Source organism: Bacillus sp. FSL R7-0646 (assembly GCF_037969865.1).
Taxonomy (GTDB): domain Bacteria; phylum Bacillota; class Bacilli; order Bacillales; family Bacillaceae; genus Bacillus; species Bacillus licheniformis.
In genome coordinates, this window is the sequence record NZ_CP150217.1 from 2132826 (window position 1) to 2150370 (window position 17545).

General features: G+C 44.0%; 19 protein-coding genes. 5 read left to right on the forward strand and 14 right to left on the reverse strand.

Annotated elements, in window-relative coordinates:
• Positions 1-13: 13 nt before the first annotated feature.
• Positions 14-949, reverse strand: a complete 936-nt coding sequence (locus MKY62_RS10860; RefSeq protein ID WP_003182553.1) for a YafY family protein — start codon at positions 947-949, stop codon at positions 14-16.
• 203 nt (positions 950-1152) lie between these two features.
• Between MKY62_RS10860 and MKY62_RS10865 the strand changes: the two genes are divergently transcribed.
• On the forward strand, positions 1153-1650 hold the full coding sequence (locus tag MKY62_RS10865; RefSeq protein WP_003182555.1) for a hypothetical protein: 498 nt from the start codon (positions 1153-1155) through the stop codon (positions 1648-1650).
• A gap of 38 nt (positions 1651-1688) precedes the next feature.
• On the opposite strand, the gene czrA is transcribed toward MKY62_RS10865, so the two are convergent.
• The 3 genes from czrA to MKY62_RS10880 all read right to left on the reverse strand — a co-directional run bounded on the left by czrA (position 1689) and on the right by MKY62_RS10880 (position 3328).
• Complete coding sequence (czrA, locus tag MKY62_RS10870) at positions 1689-2021, reverse strand: Zn(II)-responsive metalloregulatory transcriptional repressor CzrA (protein WP_003182557.1); 333 nt, start codon at positions 2019-2021, stop codon at positions 1689-1691.
• 75 nt (positions 2022-2096) lie between these two features.
• Entirely contained in the window at positions 2097-2921 is an 825-nt protein-coding gene (locus MKY62_RS10875) for a hypothetical protein (protein WP_003182559.1), read from the reverse strand.
• Positions 2922-3085: 164 nt separating this feature from the next.
• Positions 3086-3328, reverse strand: a complete 243-nt coding sequence (locus tag MKY62_RS10880; protein ID WP_011198035.1) for a YnfE family protein — start codon at positions 3326-3328, stop codon at positions 3086-3088.
• A gap of 152 nt (positions 3329-3480) precedes the next feature.
• Between MKY62_RS10880 and MKY62_RS10885 the strand changes: the two genes are divergently transcribed.
• Both MKY62_RS10885 and MKY62_RS10890 read left to right on the forward strand, forming a co-directional pair.
• Complete coding sequence (locus MKY62_RS10885) at positions 3481-4818, forward strand: APC family permease (RefSeq protein ID WP_003182564.1); 1338 nt, start codon at positions 3481-3483, stop codon at positions 4816-4818.
• A 92-nt stretch (positions 4819-4910) separates the two neighbouring features.
• A complete protein-coding gene (locus tag MKY62_RS10890; RefSeq protein WP_009328096.1) occupies positions 4911-5561 on the forward strand; it encodes a lysozyme family protein in 651 nt (216 codons plus the stop codon).
• Positions 5562-5694: 133 nt separating this feature from the next.
• Here the strand turns inward: MKY62_RS10890 and MKY62_RS10895 are convergent, their stop codons facing one another.
• The 6 genes from MKY62_RS10895 to MKY62_RS10920 form a co-directional block, all read right to left on the reverse strand.
• The gene (locus MKY62_RS10895) at positions 5695-6681 is read right to left on the reverse strand and encodes a polysaccharide biosynthesis protein (protein ID WP_003182568.1); all 987 of its coding nucleotides are present in this window, start codon (positions 6679-6681) and stop codon (positions 5695-5697) included.
• A 52-nt stretch (positions 6682-6733) separates the two neighbouring features.
• Positions 6734-7372, reverse strand: coding sequence for a papain-like cysteine peptidase (locus MKY62_RS10900; protein ID WP_003182570.1), 639 nt, complete (start codon positions 7370-7372; stop codon positions 6734-6736).
• Positions 7373-7568: 196 nt separating this feature from the next.
• Positions 7569-7982 carry a hypothetical protein gene (locus tag MKY62_RS10905; RefSeq protein WP_003182572.1) on the reverse strand — a complete coding sequence of 138 codons (414 nt, stop codon included), beginning with the start codon at positions 7980-7982 and terminating at the stop codon, positions 7569-7571.
• 14 nt (positions 7983-7996) lie between these two features.
• On the reverse strand, positions 7997-9205 hold the full coding sequence (locus tag MKY62_RS10910; protein ID WP_003182574.1) for a glycosyltransferase family 4 protein: 1209 nt from the start codon (positions 9203-9205) through the stop codon (positions 7997-7999).
• A 161-nt stretch (positions 9206-9366) separates the two neighbouring features.
• On the reverse strand, positions 9367-9900 hold the full coding sequence (locus MKY62_RS10915; protein WP_003182577.1) for a DUF420 domain-containing protein: 534 nt from the start codon (positions 9898-9900) through the stop codon (positions 9367-9369).
• Positions 9901-10052: 152 nt separating this feature from the next.
• Positions 10053-11033, reverse strand: a complete 981-nt coding sequence (locus tag MKY62_RS10920; protein ID WP_003182579.1) for a hypothetical protein — start codon at positions 11031-11033, stop codon at positions 10053-10055.
• Positions 11034-11262: 229 nt separating this feature from the next.
• Here MKY62_RS10920 and MKY62_RS10925 point away from each other — a divergent pair, with 229 nt between their 5' ends.
• Positions 11263-11772, forward strand: a complete 510-nt coding sequence (locus tag MKY62_RS10925) for a GNAT family N-acetyltransferase (protein ID WP_003182581.1) — start codon at positions 11263-11265, stop codon at positions 11770-11772.
• Positions 11773-11844: 72 nt separating this feature from the next.
• Here MKY62_RS10925 and MKY62_RS10930 read toward each other — a convergent pair whose 3' ends face one another.
• The 4 genes from MKY62_RS10930 to MKY62_RS10945 all read right to left on the reverse strand — a co-directional run bounded on the left by MKY62_RS10930 (position 11845) and on the right by MKY62_RS10945 (position 17097).
• Positions 11845-13434, reverse strand: coding sequence for a solute:sodium symporter family transporter (locus tag MKY62_RS10930; protein WP_009328092.1), 1590 nt, complete (start codon positions 13432-13434; stop codon positions 11845-11847).
• A 158-nt stretch (positions 13435-13592) separates the two neighbouring features.
• Positions 13593-14399, reverse strand: coding sequence for a 3D domain-containing protein (locus MKY62_RS10935; protein WP_009328091.1), 807 nt, complete (start codon positions 14397-14399; stop codon positions 13593-13595).
• Between the two features lie 235 nt (positions 14400-14634).
• On the reverse strand, positions 14635-16416 hold the full coding sequence (gene recQ / locus MKY62_RS10940) for a DNA helicase RecQ (RefSeq protein WP_009328090.1): 1782 nt from the start codon (positions 16414-16416) through the stop codon (positions 14635-14637).
• 162 nt (positions 16417-16578) lie between these two features.
• Complete coding sequence (locus MKY62_RS10945) at positions 16579-17097, reverse strand: hypothetical protein (RefSeq protein ID WP_009328089.1); 519 nt, start codon at positions 17095-17097, stop codon at positions 16579-16581.
• 102 nt (positions 17098-17199) lie between these two features.
• Between MKY62_RS10945 and MKY62_RS10950 the strand changes: the two genes are divergently transcribed.
• Entirely contained in the window at positions 17200-17334 is a 135-nt protein-coding gene (locus MKY62_RS10950) for a hypothetical protein (protein ID WP_016885399.1), read from the forward strand.
• Positions 17335-17545: the final 211 nt, after the last annotated feature.

Consider the following 17545-nt stretch of genomic DNA (forward strand, 5'->3'; position numbering starts at 1 on the left):
TGACAGCATCGTGTCAGGTTTCGTATAAATGTACAATTTGTTTTGCCAAGTCTTTTATTTTTTGACGGATGCGAGGAGGATCGAGAACTTCGATATGGGTTCCAAATTGGAGCAGAAATCCGTACAGCCATTGATCTTCCGGATAAGAAATGGTTGCCACGCATTGTCCGTTTTCATAAGTGAGAGCTTCTGAGCCGAACCATTCTCTTGCCAAAGACTCTCCCGACGGCTTAATGAGAAGGGTCACCTCGGTCATATTGTCCGGTTTGTACCACGATGTCTCCCAAGGAAGTGAAGACAGATCGACTTCCTTTCTTTCAAACTTTTCTTCAAGCATCCGCACGTCTTTCATCCGCAACAGTTTAAAGAAGCGAAACGCCTGTCTCTTCAGGCAGAAAGCATACAAATACCAGTGCCTTCCCTTTAGGACGAGGGTATGCGGCTCCGCTTTCCTTTTTCCGGTCTGCCCCTCTCTGTCCACATAATTAAAGGAGACCGCCCGCGTGCTGTCTGACGCTTCATCCAGCAAGCGGATCTTTTCTTTGATGACAGGACTTTCTCCCCAGGAAGAGATGTCAACAAACCATTTTTCCGTTTTCTTGCGGAATTCCGGCATTTCTTCTTCCGAAACGAGAAACCGGATTTTTTCAAGTGCAGACCCGTGATGGAGCACTTCGTACGTCGAGGAAACGCTTTCCAAAGCCGTCGTAATGGCCGCCAGTTCGTCTGCTGACAGCAGCTTATTTTCGAGCCGAAACCGCTCCATGATGCTGATCCCGCCTCCTGCTCCCTGTGAGGTGACAATCGGAATGCCCGCCTGGTTGATCGCCTCAATATCCCGATAAATCGTTCTGACAGAGACTTCGAACATGCCGGCAAGCTCCTTTGCCTGCACTTGGCGTTTATTAATCAATAAAATCACAATGGCCAAAAGCCGGTCAATTTTCACTGCAGATCCCTCACATTCATCTTGTGCAGCCTCTTTTTTTCTGCTATTTTCATTCCATAGCACACACCATTCTGGGATATCATGACAAAAAAGAGGATCTCATCACCCATTTATCTAGAAAACCACTTTTCAGGTTACGATTTGTACAGTTTGGACATATACTCCTTAAAAAAGGAGGTTTTAAAAACATCATATTTTATTTTTTGCAGTTTTTCATCATTGTGTCCATCGTCTATATCAAGTTCAAACGGTCGGTCGGTTATCAGCCTTTAAAGCCGGCACGCATGTTGTTCCGGATCATCCTTTTTTCGGGAATTTTCGTTTTTCTGCTGACGATGAGCGCACTTCACCCTTTATCATACTTTTATGATCTGATTGGGATCGCGCTCGGACTCATCTTGACCGTCTATGCGCTGAAGCATGTGTCGATCGAAAATCGGGGCGGAGTCCTTTATTTCAGAACGCATTTATGGGTTGAATTGATCGTACTCTTTTTATTTTTATACCGGTTTCTGTACCGGATCGCCGAGATCGGCCAGCTGCAGACTGCGGTTTCAGACGGGGGTTCGGCAGCTTACGGCGCCCTTTTTGCGCAGGACCCGGCGACGATGATCGGTTTTTTTGTACTGGCCGTTTATTATGTCGGTTTCTCTTTTTTTGTTTTAAAAAAAGGCAGAACCGAAGAAAAGCGCTCAGCTTAAAAAGGCAAACTCGGGAAATTGAGTTTGCCTTTTAAACTTTAGTCATGTTGTGTATGATCGATCATCTGCTGAAGTACATCGAGGACATGCTGGTCTTCCGGAGAATAAAAAATGGAAGTCCCTGCCCTTCTTGATTTGACGAGACGAAGGTTTTTTAAAAACCTGAGCTGGTGAGAAACGGTTGACTGCAGGAGACTCAGCTTCTCTGCTATTTCATTAACCGAATGCTCGCCTTGTGAGAGCAGGTGAAGAATTTTGATTCTCGTTGGGTCAGAGAGCGCTTTAAACGTCTGTGAAACGAGAAATAAAGTTTCTTCATCTAACTCGGCCCGCACCTGTTTTTCTGTTGTTTCTTGATTGTGCTCACTCATGCTTTTCACCTTTTCCGCGCGACTTTTACCTCCATATCATATACCAAAACATACCGGTTGAAAAGTTTTAACGGATCAAGTCGAAAACAGCGTTCCTTGAAGCGCTTCTACATATCTTGCAGCAGACCTCTGCACACATTCTCCGGCGTTTTTTTCAACTGAGCGGCGAAAAGCGTTGTACAGCCTGTTGAATGGAACATCCTTTATTTGATCAGCCATTTGCTGCACTTTGCCGGCGGGAAGAGGAATCAAATTCGGATAGCTGTACATAAAACTCACCCACCTGCGATCTTGAACAACTTGGATAATGTCTCCTGAAAGGAGGATTCCCTTGCCTGCGTTCCCGTTTGCCCAATGGCAGACCGCTCCCCCTTTAAAATGGCCGCCAAGCCTGTGCAAGGTCAACCCGCTTGATAGCTTGAGAGTTTCGCCGGACCAAAAAACAATCCGGCTGCTCGGCCGCTGCACCCATTGTTTGTCATCTTCATGAATATAGATCGGAGCATCAAACATTTCAGCCCATTCCGCCTGTGCAGAATAATAATGCGGATGTGATAAAGCAATCGCCTGGATTCCGCCCATCTGCTCGATGTTCTCAGTCGTACGCTGATCCAGGTATGTAATACAATCCCACAGCAAGTTAAAGCCGGGCTCCTGAATCAGGTACGCCGATTGACCGATGCCGAATTCGGGTGTTGTCGTCAAACTGTATAGGCGCTCCTCTACAAAGGTGATCTCGTTTTGAAACCTCCCGCTTTGCTTCATTTCTTCCAGTGTTGTCCAGGTTTGCCCTGATAAACTGACATACTGTCTTTCTTCATTGCAAATAATGCATTCTGCCGGCTCTTTCGAAGCAGCGTTATATTGAACGCCGCACGTCGTGCAAATATGGTTTTTCAAAGTTGCCCCTCCCCTTTTAAACTATATTTTACCATCCTCTTCATGTATACAAATATTTTTATGTGTCGGTATGCTCTAAAGATTCAGAATGACCTGTCATTCGAAGAGTCCGGCAATTTTCTGAAAGCGAAAAAAAGCGTCCGATGATCCTGGACGCCAGTTGCCTATGGTTGAAACATTTGTTCAAGCTGTGAATAGGAAATGTCGCCGGCCGCGCAATCTACAGCGGCATTGACTACCTGATCAAAGCTTTCGGCCGAAGCGCTTTTCTCTTTTAACTGTTGTTCATAGCGTTCGAGCTCTTCCTGCTGTCTTCTTAAATCCTCTTCTTTTCCATCATAATCAGATGCATTCATCGTTTCCATATTTCTTTTGACGGCTTCAACATAGCCTCTCAATATATCCATATCTTCATACTCCTTGCCTTTTTTCAAAGGGTTTGCAACATTTGTTATTTTTATGCGAAAAAAGAGGTTTTCATACGCTTGCTCAAGCACAAAAAAACAGATAAAATATGTCTTAATTTCTGTATTTTTTACATAAGGGGATTTAGAAGTCATTGAAAAACGAAACTGCGCTTAAACGAAGCCTTACACTCGGCCCGCTCGTTGTGATCGGCCTTGCTTATATGGACCCGCTCGTCGTATTTGATTCCTACGGAGTTGTCGCACAGCTGACAAAGGGACACGTTCCGGCGGCATACGTATTCACTGTTGCCGCCCTCCTTTTGACCGCTTTGAGCTACGGCAGCATGGTCAAAGCTTACCCTAAAGCGGGATCGGTTTATACTTATGCATATGAAAGCATTCATCCGCATGCGGGATTTTTAGCCGGCTGGACGATCATGCTGGACTATTTGTTTTTGCCGATGGTCAACTTTGCGATCGGCAGCGCTTATTTAACGGCGGCTTTTCCAGAAGTGCCGCATGGTTTTTGGGTCGTTCTGCTCGCTCTATCCATCACTGTCGTCAATGTTTTAGGCATCAGACTAACGGCAAATATTACAGGGCTGTTCGTCGCTTTTCAAGTGATCGTCGCCCTGACTTTTGCCGGATTTATGATCGCCGGGCTGGCAGGCGGCCTCGGGACGGGCGAGCTGATTTCTGCCGATCCGTTTTTCCATTCTGATATCGAACCTTCCCTGATTGTGTCAGGGGCGACGATTTTGTGTTTTTCGTTTCTCGGTTTTGATGCGATCTCTACAATGTCTGAAGAAACGGTCAACCCGAAGAAAAACATTCCGTTAGCCATCTTTCTAACAGTAGCGATCGGCGGAACGCTGTTCACGGCGATTTCTTATTTGATGCAGCAAATCTATCCGTCCTATGATAACTTCCGGCATGCCGATTCGGCATCGCTGGAAATAGCCCTATATACGGGAGGCGCTTTTTTAAAGTCCTTCTTTCTGGCGGGAACGATGGTCGCAGTCATTTCATCCTCGCTCTCTTCGCATGCGAGCGCTTCGCGGCTTTTGTATGCAATGGGGCGTGACAGCTCTCTTCCGAAACGCTTTTTCGGCTACGTGCATCCGACTTTAAAGACGCCGGTATTTAATATTTTGTTCATCGGGCTGATTTCTTTGACGGCCATGATCGGGGAATTAGAGGTCATCTATTCATTCATCAGTTTCGGCGCGCTGATCGGATTTATTTTTGTCCATTTGTCTGTCATCGGCCATTACTACATTCGGAGGCAGGAAAAAGGCTTTTTAAAAACGCTTCGTTATTTGGTTATGCCCTTTTTAGGGGCCTCTTTCTGCGGCTGGCTGCTGCTTAGCATCAGCAAAAATGCGCTAATAATTGGAGCCGGCTGGCTGATTGCCGGTTTTATATACTTTTTGTTCAGGATCCGTTCTCTTCCGGACGTCACATTCGGCTTTGATCGCGATCCGCGCTAGAATGGTATATCGCTTGGTCTTCTTGTAGAGATATGTCATAATAAATGAGACTGTATACTGTTTTGCATCAGGGCGCTACAGAGGTGAAACCATTGAAGAAAAAGAAATCAGGATGTTTAGCCGGAGCTGGCTGTTTGTCATTTTTTGTGTTTGTTCCATTGATCATTTTCTTTGCCATCTCCGGTCTGGAACAATTAAAATGGCTTCCTCTTGACACTGAATCTAATATTCTTGAGAGATTAAAAGATTACAAGCCTCTTGTTGAAGAAGAACTCGATAAACAGGGTCTTTCACAATACACCGGTCTTTTATTGGGCATGATGTATCAAGAGTCAAAAGGCAGAGGCGGTGATCCGATGCAGTCGTCGGAATCTCTCGGCATGAAGCGAAATGAGATTGACGATCCAAAAGCAAGCATTAAGCAGGGTGTGCGCCATTTTACAGTAATGTATCAAAAGGGACAGAAAAAAGGCGTCGATATTGAAACGATTATCCAAAGCTATAATATGGGGGCCGGTTATATCGACTATGTCTCAAAACACGGCGGAAAGCACTCTGAGAAGCTGGCAAAGGCATTTTCCGAAGAACAAGTCAAAAAGAACCCCGACCTGTACAATTGCGGCGGGGATACAAACAATTTCCGCTATCCTTATTGCTACGGGGATTACTCTTACACGGAAAAAGTAATGGAACGCACAAAAAAAGTCGAAGAACATATCGAAGGATTAACACTTGAACATTGACAAAGCGGCTGGCTGGGTGATTTTTCGCCCGGCTTGTCCTGTTTTGGAGGAGCGAACGAAAGCATCGCCTGCAGACGCATGCCATGCTTGTCATCAGTTCGCATATTCCCCGTGAACGCTTCGATCCATCCGTCTAATCCAAAAAACCGCCTTTTTTCAGCATTTCTTTTACTTCCTCTTTTGAGATTAAAAAGTCTTTTGAGCTCAAGTTATCTGTTTCTAAAGGCTGGCAATCCGCATACTTTTTATGAAGCTCGGGCATTTTGATTGCAGGAAGCACCACCGCGAGGTCATCTGTAAATGAGACAGCATGCTGCCGTTCATGAGGTGAAATCAGCAGTTCATGAAGCTTTTCCCCCGGCCTTGCCCCCGTTTCTGCGATGGACGTTATTTCGTTTCCATAAGCTTCGATCAGCACCTCAGCCATGTCTAAAATTTTGCAGGCCGGCGAATTCATAATGAAAATTTCCCCGCCTTGGCCGCTTTCAGCCGCTTTTAATAAAAGCTGAATCGTTTTTTCCTTCGTAAGGAAGAAACGGGTCATTCTTTTGTCTGTGATGGCGACTTGGTTCTTTTCCCTGATCTGGTCTTTAAAAAGCTGAAGAACGCTTCCGCTGCTTCCAAGCACATTTCCTCCCCTTACACAAATAAAACCCGTGTCTGAATACAGATGGTTCGCGTATACGATCAGCTTCTCGCCGATCGCTTTCGTCATTCCGTAGAAGTTGGCAGGGTCGGCCGCTTTGTCAGTCGAGACGTTGATGACTTTTTTAACGCCGTTTTCGATCGCTGCTTCAATGACGTTTTCGGTCCCTGTGACATTTGTTTTTAATGCTTCAAGCGGCTGTTCTTCACAAACCGGGACATGCTTCAGCGCTGCTAAATGGAAGACATAGTCGACACCTTTTAATCCTGTATTGAGCGCTTTCCGATCTCTAATATCCCCGATGAAAAACGTCAGCCTCGGATCTTCAATCTGCCTTCTCATTTGAACTTGTCTTTCTTCATTTCTGGAAAATACAATGATCTTTTTAGGGCTTGAGGCTAGCAGCTGAAGTATGAGTTCCTGACCCCATGAGCCTGTTCCCCCAGTAATGAATATCGTTTTATTTTCAAACATCCGCTTTTTCTCTCCCTTTGTGCCTTAGTCAATCATTCTCATCGGCGAAAAACTAACGAATTGTTATGCCTTGGAACATTTCTCTCCAATACGGGTCGTTTGATTGCCAAATTTCTTGATCAGGAAGTTCAACAGCGCATACGTTCTTCAGCGGCCAGTGATTTTCAACAATACCGGATACATTTGTATGATTGATCAAAAGAACGCTGAAATCGTTTGTAACCAAATCAGAGAGCACCTCTTCAAGCTCTTTGGCTTCCTGCATCGTGCCGCTCGTTCTGACAAACAGCACGCGCTTTGCAGTCGAGGTCTTTTCTAAAAATCTGTTAAATCTCCTATTAAACTTCTCTATTACTTCATGATAAGTAGCCAGGTTGTCGAGTGTATTTCGATCCGCTTTAAAATCGTGTGCCGAGTCAATGCAGTAATAATCATCCGTAACCGAGATAAAAGGGTCTTTAGTGGCAACTCCTGTAGAATAGCCCGTCACTCTCAAATTTATAGGATTCATAAACCCTTCAAACCGGTTTCGTATCAAGCGGCACAGATCAGGCAGCGACGAGGTGCCGACCCAATCAAAAGGTCCTGCATAAGGTCTTTTATTCATTTTTCTCAGCTGAAGAGCTGTCAGGCACAAATGCCCTAGGCTGAAAACCGCATCATATTCGCCTTGTATCTCTTTTAAATTCATATACTCACTCCTTGTGCTTACTGACGGAACATTCTCGCTATAAGTAGAGCATCTGGTCTTTATAACATAGTATGTCGGTGTAATAAAAAGGTAAAAGACAACAACCTAAGATCGGCTCCTAAAATTCAATCCAATATTGATAGATTGAAAGACTTAATAAAAACCTTCGGAGCACCGAAGGTTGATTGAGAAATAACTATTCTGTTTTGGTTTCATTTTGTGTTTGAAAGAATTTTAATGTAGTATCATTTGGAAGTGTGTAATTTTCAGGAAGTGACTCTTTGATCGCTTCAAGCACTTTATTATTGCTTTCTATAATTTTATTGTTCATTTCTTCAAAGCTGGCTGTTAATTCGTCTAAGACTTCATTTTTGCTGTTTACATTGGTTGAGCTTTCGTTCTTTAAGGCCTCTCCGGATTCAGCCGGCTGTTCATTTGATACAGCTTCTGAGCCTGCTGCTGAATTCGTCTGAGCTGCCTTTTCTGCCAGTGCTTCAACTCTTTCTTTTCGGAACTCGAAAAGCAATTCCAAATATTTATCCCACCAACCGACATCGATTTCCTCTTTTGTCAGAAGTTCAAACAAATGCTTTTTAATTTCAGACTTCATACGACATGTCTCCTTTATTTTAAAGTTTGTTGATAAATGTCCAAAACCTTGTTGACAGCTTCATCCATATTCCAATACTCCATTGCAAATTTGTGTGCATTGGACCCTAAAGTTTTTCTAAGCGTCTCATCTTCCAACAACTGATTGATAGAGTTGCAAATTGCCTGTGCATCTCCTTTAGGCGTCACCATACCGGTCACATTATGTTCAACGATTTCGGGAAGTCCCCCTGCATCGCTGACGATAATAGGAAGTCCGGCTAATTGCGCTTCAATAACAGACAGCGGCTGATTTTCGAGAAGACTCGGCAAAACATACACATCAGCGATTGACAGAAGATATGGGACATCATCGCGCTTTTTCATAAACACGACATCGTTTTCCAAACCGAGCTGCCCGCATAAAATTCTCAGTCCCGCCATTCTCTCCCCGTCGCCGGCAATCCAGCATACCCAATCATCCCGAACCTCTTTTAAATGCGAAAGTGCGGCAAGCAGATGCTGAACACCTTTGTTTTCAACGAGCCTTCCTGTGAAAAGGATAATTTTCTTATCTGTTTGCGGTATTTCCGCTGACTTTGTATCCTTTCGTTTTAGAAAGCTGTCAATATCATAGCCATAATGGAGAACGCTGATTTGTTCCTCCGGTGTATCGAATTCCTTTGTCAACAGATTCTTCAACCAATTGTTGGCAACAATTGTAGCGTCAGCCGAAACAGCGCCGACCCGTTCAAGATGGTCAAAGTACGCCCTTGCGATGTCAGAATTAGACTTCCTGTGGATCGTTGTAAGCTGATGTCTGATTTCATGGGCTACACTCCCGTGAAGCGTGGCAACAAGCGGCGTGTCTTTTTGCTTCACTCTTTTCAGGCAGCCGCTTGAGATGACATCTTGGGCATGGATCAGGTCGTATTTTTCCAGCCCTAAATAAATAGCTGCAAGTTCGTATACATAGCGCTGGATCTCAGTAAAGTGGACCAATTGATTGTCATATAATTGCGGAAAAGACTGTTGATCGACTGATTGCTCAATCATAGGCAAAAGCTGTTCTTTTTTCACCTTGCGATCTTCGTTTACAATATGAACAATCTCGTTCTCTTCTCCATATCCAAGCAGATCGACTTCATGTCCCATAGATTCAAGCGATTCTTTCAGCTGGACCATATATGTCCACACACCACCTACGTGCGGAATACTCCAATAAGTGGCAAGAAGAATTTTCATAAGCATCTCCCTTTTCATTTCTATCCAATGCTCTAATTATTTATATTGGTGATTGCTATATCTTGTGTAGGACGGATATCCAATTAAGAAAGATTATTTTTGAAGAAGCTGCTAAAAGAAAAAATCCGCTCCCCTTGTATAAGGGAACGGATTTTTTTCTTTTAATAATATGGGGAAATCATCATATAGACGAGAACGCCTGTCAGGCTGACATACAGCCAAAGCGGCATCGTCCAGCGGGCGATTTTGCGGTGGCGTTCCACCTGCATGCTCAGGCCTCTGAACAGCGTGAACAATGCCAAGGGAACGATTAAAGCGGACAAGACAATGTGTGTGATCAAAATAAAATAGTAGATCGGTCTTATAATCCCTTCCCCGCCAAAATGAGTGTCAGGCATCAATGAATGGTAGGTCAAATATGAGACGAGAAAGATGAACGTTGTCGTAAAAGCGGCAAAAATAAACCGTTTGTGCGCTTTAATGTTTTTCTGTTTAATCATGATCAGTGCAGCCACTAAGAAAATGAATGTGAAGCTGTTGCAGACTGCGTTCAAAAGCGGCAGAAAAGTCAAATCCAAATGAGCGAATTTGTCGCTTTTCGGCATAAAAAACAAGAGGGCAATGACGCCGTTTATGATAATCGTCAGAGCAACAACAATTCCTGTGTAGTTTTTATTTTTTTTTGTATGGGTCATATCGGGCAATCTCTCCTATTTGTGCAAGCTATCAAAATCGTATTCAAATTCAGGAGGAATGTCAACGTTTTCGGCTTTTCGTCAGAATTTAGTCACAGAATATACAAAAATTCCCCTCCTCTTGAACGAGGAAGGGAACACAGGCGGGTGCCTTAGAAATTCATAGCATCTTGAGCCATTAATTTTTCGAATTCTTCTTCAGTTACGATATCTTCTTTATTCGGTTTATGCTCAAACTTTACGTCACCATCGATATTTTTGTAAGTCGTTGATGCTGTGATGCCGAAAGATTGAGGCGCTTTTTTGCTGTCAACCGAGAAAGAGATATCCGCATTTTCTGTCAGAAGGTTTTCTTTGTCATCGATTGTCGATGTCACATCGAATTTTTTAAATGTGACGTCTTTCAGTCCGTCTTTAATCTTGTTCAGCTCGCTCTTCGGAACAGCTTCTCCGCTCGCTTTTCCGGCGATTTCGATGAACTTGACGACCGCAGCTTTAATTTCTTTGTCACTAAAGCTGAAAGCGACTTTTTGAGAAGCACCCTGCTCTTTTTCTTTATCCGTCAGATCAGCTTTTTCAAACTTATCTGCAGGCAGATTGTCCGCTGCTTCTTTGATGGATTCCATCAATTGTTTTTGAAGTTCATCCGTGTCTTTAGATGAAGATTTGTCATCTTCAAGCGGGAATTCAAGGTATTTGCCTTTGACGCTGTCAAAATTCATGCCGGCTGTTCCAAGGAAGATGCCGAAGCTGTCAAGAACGCTGTCAATTTTGATGTAGCCGACTTGTTTCTTTTCATCCATATAAACCGGAATATCGAAATCAAGAGACATGTTTTGGACTTTCAGCTTCGCTTTAATAACGGCCTCAGACTGTTTCGTTTCAGCATTTGTTTTACCGCTGATCGTCAATGTTGCATCATTCAGCATGTCAGCGAATTGCTTATCTTCCGCACCAAGGTTGGATGCGTCAACTTTCAAGCCGATATCACTTGAAAATTCGTATGATTTCGCAGAAATCAGCTTTTTATAAGCCGCTGCGTAAGATCCTTTTGGATCAGCCTGCTGACATGCAGCTAATACAAGAACAAAAGCTGACATCAGCATCAATAGAGAAAAAATTCTTTTCTTCAAAATCGTACGCTCCTTTTGTCATGATTTTTCTGGGATTAGGAGGATCCATTGTCTCGTATCCTAGGTAAATATACCAGAAGTCATATGAATTCTATCACAAAAAAATCGTAGAATGTGAAATATTTGTTTAAAATTACATTAAAATTTAATTCTAGCAACCCATTTGCAAATTGCCGTTCTTTTTACTATAATCGAAAACTGTATGTTTAAATGGAAAGGAGCAAGTTCTATGATAACGGATGAAGAACTGCAAAAAGACAGCTCCGGCTTGCAGAAGGAATTGAACGACCTGCAATTTCAACTGTTTCGGATGCGTGAAAATATGAAGGATATCTCCAAAGATTCGCGAGTGCTCGGTATTGATCAATCGAAAGACGATGAATGGATGATTGTCCATTCGATTGATGATGGCCGGACATGCAAGATCATGTTAAGCGATTGCCAGTCGCCGTACCGCGGGAGGTGTGATTTTTCTCTCGTCGCTTCCTACACAGAAGAAAAACGCGCGATCCATATCGGGGATATTAAAGGACCGGCAGGCTTTGGATATGGTTCAATCTGTATGAAGTATTTAAAGGAAAAAGCCCGCGAGCATAACATCCCCGTCATCACCGGGGACATTGCTAAAAGGGATTGGGACCATGTGGACCGGCTGATCCATTTTTACGAAAAGCATCATTTTGAAGTAACGATCGATCCTGATTCAAAATCCGGCGAAATTCAGTGGCAGGATCTTTAAGGTGAAATAAAGGCAAATAACGCAAAGGACAAAACATTAAGGCAGAGGATGAACGCACATCCCCTGCCTTTTTTATTTGGCAAGCCCCCAAGGCGAAAATAACAGGTAAATGCAGGCCATCAGGCAAATCACAAGAACAGAAGCAAGTTTGGCATGCTTCCATGGCTGCAAATCTACCTTGGCATTTTTCTCAAGCTTGAATTCCGACGGCCTTGGCTTCAATCTTCCGATGAAAAGCATCAAGAGGACGGAAAACGGAAACAGAACAGCCAATATATATAGAAAATGAATATGGCCGAAATAGATTTTTGAGATGGTATACAATACAATGTGTGCAAATATCGCCCATTTCACTGCAAGCGCCGGCACTTTTTTCGAAAAAAATCCAACGACGACGGCAGCCAATACAGGAACATTGAAAAAACCGAACATTTCCTGCAGATAATTGTAAAGGCCAGACGGCGCAAACAAAATAAAAGGTGCGATGATAATCGATACCGCGGCCAGGATCACCACAAAGATCCTTCCGGTTTTCACGAGCTCTTCCTCTTTTGCCTCTGGCTTGAAGAGCGGTTTGTATAAATCCAATGTAAACAACGTGATCGTACTGTTCAGCGAACCGTTAAACGAGCTGAGAATCGCTCCGAATAAGATCGCGGCAAAGACGCCAATCAGTGCAGTCGGCAGCAAATCAACGATCAGCCTCGGATAAACGGTGTCAGCGTTTTGAATATGGCCTCCGTAAAGGTGATAAGCAATAACGCCGGGTAGAACGAGATAAAACACACCGATCGTTTTAAATACACCGGCCAGCAATGCGCCTTTCTGCCCTTCAGCCAAGTTTTTGGCTCCGAGCGCCCGCTGAACGATCGACTGATTAACAGCCCAATAAAATAAGTTGTTCACAAGCAGTCCTGTAAAAATCGTCGGCCACGGCACTTCTGCAGAGTTGTCCGCTGTAATGGCATTCAGCTTTTCCTTATGTACACTCGTCAGCTCTGTATAGCCGCTCAAGAGGCTGCCGTCTCCTATTGCCATAATTCCGAGCACAAAGATGAACAGACCGCCAAGAATTAAACCGACGCCATAAATGGCATCAGCCGAGGCCGCGGCTTTGAGTCCCCCGAAAAATATGTAGCAGCAGCTTGCGGCGCCGATCACAAGCGAGATTAAAAAAACAGTCACTAACGTATTGATCCCAAGCGCGGATGAAATGTTGAATACTTGATCGAGAACGAGCGCCCCGGAGTACAAAACGGTTGGCAGAAACGAGGTCGCATATCCCAGAAGCAGCAGGATCGAGACGATTTGCCGCGTTCTTTGATCATAGCGCTTTTCAAGAAAGTCGGGTATCGTCGTGACTCCGGAACTGAGATACCTCGGTAAAAAGACAAATGCCAGCATAATGAGCGCAAGCGGTGCTGTAACCTCCCACGCCATCGCACTCATGGTTCCCGAATAGCTTTGCCCGTTTAATCCAACCATTTGTTCCGTTGACAAATTGGTTAAAAGCAGCGAACTTCCGATATAGAGGGCAGTGAGACTGCGCCCGCCGAGAAAATAGCCGTCTGACGTTTTTAAATCAATATCTTTTGTCCTCAAATAAGAAAAAATAAAAATTCCTGCATTAATCAATAAAAATGTCATGATAATCCACACCAATACTTCTGCAACTCCTTTTTAGATCAGCTGATATGTATTTATCTATTGAACTACCCATTTGCCAATCTAAAAAAACATCAAAATAGAAAAAAAGATGCAGAAAACAGAAAAAAGACACTGATCATCTTCATGGTCAGTGTCCATCAATGGTAAACCTATTATTTTAAAACTTTAACTTTAACCGTTTTAACGCCCCAGTTTTTTGCTGCGGATTTGCTTGGAACAAATACGTCGATTTTGTTCCCCTTGATCGCACCGCCGGTATCGGCAGCGGTCGCTTCTCCGTAGCCTTCCACATACACCTTGGATCCAAGCGGGATTACGTTTGGATCCACCGCAATAACCTTGGCGTTTTTATTGGCCTTCAGATCGATACCCGTGGCTGTCACGCCTGTCATACCGCCGTCATTGGCAGTGTATGCCGTTGCTGTAACCGTCAGTTCTTTGGCAGTGCTTTGAGATACGTTTGAACGGGAAGCCGGTTCTTTTTCCTGCTTAGGTGCAGGGGCAGGCGCAGCCTTCTCGACTTTCGCTTCTTTTTGTACGGCAGGCTTTGTTTCCGCAGGTTGCGCCGCAGCAGCCTGGACCGTCGCCTGTCCGTCAACAGTTATGGATGTATTCGGGTAAATGATATCTGATTTTATGTTGTTCCAATTTTTAAGGTCATTCACTGAAACGCCGAATTTTTGGGCGATTTTCCAGAGAGTGTCTCCCTTTTTAATGGTATATTGTTTCTTTTCTTCTGTCTGTTTTTCAGAAACGTTCAGCTTTTGTCCCGGAATAATCAAGTCAGAGGAAAGCTGATTCCATTCTTTTAAGTCCTGCAGATTTACCCCTTGTTTTTGCGAGATTCCCCAAAGGGTGTCACCTTTTTGGACTGTTACTTCTTTTGCAGAGGCACTCGCTCCGAATGCAGTTGAAGATAATGCTGCAACTGCAACAAAGGACATAAACGTCTTCTTCATAAGTAAATCCTCCCTTGTTAGCTTTTTATTGTCCGGCTAACAGGAGCAATCGTAACATATGAAAATGTCAAATCAATAACAAAACAATTTGTTTTTGATTACAGTTGTTTTACGAGGAGGAATTTCAGCCGCCCTAAAATCGGCCGAAATTCAGATGTATCAAGGGTTCCAATCGTTTTTCAACTGAAATAGGAGATTTACTAAAAAAAATTTTACATATATAAATTTTGGGTTTTTATGCTTCTTTCTCAGTTTTATAGGCTTGAAGCTCCTGTAGAAATACAGCTCCGTATTTTACTCTTTTTTGTTCTCCCACTCCTTTGACTGACAAAAGCTCTTCGTCTGTCAGAGGGACTTTCCCGCTCATTTCCCGCAGCGTTTCGTCAGAGAATACAACAAAAGGAGGCACGCCTTGTTCCTGAGCAAGCTTTCTGCGCAGCGCCCTTAACCGTTCAAACAATTCGTCATCTTTAACGATTTGATTTGTTTGCATTTTTTCTTTGCGCATCACCGCTTCCCGGCCGAGCAAAACGTTTCGCCCCTTGTTGGCGACAAAGAGAACAGGATATGTCCCGTCGGACATTTTGATGTACTCATCTGCGATTAAAAACTCTATAAAATCGCTTATGTCGGCAATAGACCGTTTCTTTAAAATTCCGTAAGTCGATAATTGCTGGAAGCCGTTTTCGGTCACTTTCTTATTTTTCGAACCTGCCAGAACTTGCGCCACCATGGTTTTTCCGAACCTTTCTCCCATGCGGATGATGCAGGACAGCACCATCTGTGCCTCCTTCGTCACATCGGTGATGCTTCGGGTGTCGAGACAGCTGCCGCACCTGCCGCAGTCTTCGGTTGGAACTTCGCCAAAATAAGAAAGAATAAACCGTTCGAGACAGCCTTCCGTATGGCAAAAATCAACCATTTGCCTCAGTTTTTTCACGTCTTGCGCCCGAATGTCTTCATCTTCTGTCGACTGTTCGATTAAAAACCGCTGAAGCCGAATGTCCTGAGGGGAAAACAGCAGGATGCACTCGCTGTCAAGGCCGTCGCGTCCGGCTCGTCCCGCCTCCTGGTAGTAGCTCTCCATATTTTTTGGAATTTGGGCATGAATCACATAGCGGATATTGGATTTATCGATGCCCATTCCAAACGCCGAGGTCGCTGTCATTACACTGATCTCATCATTTAAAAAGAGATCCTGCTGCCGGTCTCTTTCTTCATCATCCATCCCGCCGTGATAGCACCCGGCCGCAATTCCTTTTTGAGAGAGGCGGCTTGATATTCTTTCGGCTTCCTTTCTTGTCGCTGTATAGATAATTCCCGCCTCTGAGCGGTTTTTCTCCACATATGATTCGATAAAACGGTCCCTGTTTTCGCCTTTTAAAATTTTAAACGTCAAATTATCCCGTGAAAAACCGGTAAAAACCGTGTTCTCTTTTTCGATCCCGAGCTGTGTGCAAATATCCTCATGAACCTCGGGCGTTGCGGTAGCCGTCAACGCCAATACAACCGGGCGGGTGCCGAGGCTATTTAAAAAGCCTTCAATATGTCTGTAGCTCGGCCTGAAATCATGTCCCCACTGTGAAATGCAATGAGCTTCATCAATGGCTACCAGCGGAATATGAATGTGGGAAATCGCGCGAATGAATTCGGGAGACGTCAGCCGCTCAGGTGTTACATAAAAGAGCTTGTAGCCGCCTTCCTTAAATACGGAGAGCCGCTCAGCGATTTCGTTATGGCCTAAAGAACTGTTCACGTACGCAGCTTGAATTCCAAGCTGATTTAAAGCATCCACCTGGTCCTTCATCAAGGAAATTAAAGGAGAGATCACAATGGTTGTCCCTTCCATAAGGAGCGCGGGAATTTGGTAGCAGATTGATTTGCCTCCGCCCGTCGGCATAATGCATGCTGTATCTCGCTTTTCAGAAACGACAGATTGAATGGCTTTCTTCTGCCCCGGGCGCAGTGAAGGATAGCCAAAATAGTGCTGCAATAGTGCTTCGGCTTTCTCTAGCATATAAATGAAACCCTCTCTTATCATTAAACTTCTTCCTGTCCCCCATGATATCATATTTAAACCGGCAATCAGCCTCTCCCCGTAAAATCGTCTAATCGATAAAGAAAATTCATTTTTAGATGTAAAGCGTCAGAAAATCAAATGTATTGGGACTCGCCATCATTAAATCCCGGTCTGTTGTTCAGCTAATAATCGCAAGCGCTCCGCTTCCTCCCGGCAAAGCGTTTTGTATGCCAAGGCTCCGGCAATACTCGCTCCGTCAGATGCATCGCGGCGCAGAGCGGATAGCTCTGACAGCACAGCTGCCGCGTCGTCTTGTAAAATTCCGCGGTCATGCAGCATTTGAATCAATTCATCGCCTTCAAGGCGGATCGCATCTTGATCAAATGTTGAGGCTGTTTCCCGCAGAACATTGTGAACATCTGACCAAGCGCTTTCGATCATGTTTTCCCCTCGCTGCGCTGACCGTACAGAAGTCAGTCCCGATAACCTTTTTTCCCGTACGGAGACGAGCTCCTGAAGCCTTTTGTCAAACTCCAATTCAAAATCCTTATATTTCAGTTTGATCAATTCCTTCATTCGATCGGACAAAGGCTCCTTTAGCAGCAAAACGCAAATCATCAAGGCAGCTGGCCATGCCAATGATTGAACCATCGCAGAAACAAATTCAAGCCAATCCATAAAATCAGCCTCCGTTTCAAAAGGAAAGTTGTTTTGTGAAAGACCAGGTGGTAATGTTGAATCGAAAGGAAAATTTTGCATATTAAGGGGTGTCGTTATACCATGTGGTTCATCATCATACTGATGATCATTTTGATTGGATTTGCAGGAAACATCGTTGCCATGTTGCGAACGATTGTAAAGCAGAATGATAGAATCATCAGCCTCTTTGAGAATGAAATCAACAAAAACCATTAGACAAATGCCCAGGAAATGGAGAAATCGCAGAAGATACAAACGAACTGAAAACAGCCACTCTCCCTAATTCGGGACAAATAAGGAACCGATCATTTTCCGTATTGAGAGGCGGATTCTTTTTTATGATGCCTAAGATGGCGATGGATCGGTTTACAACTATATTAAATTGAATATTCAGATTAGTAAATATGAGTAAAGTCCTCACCTCTCT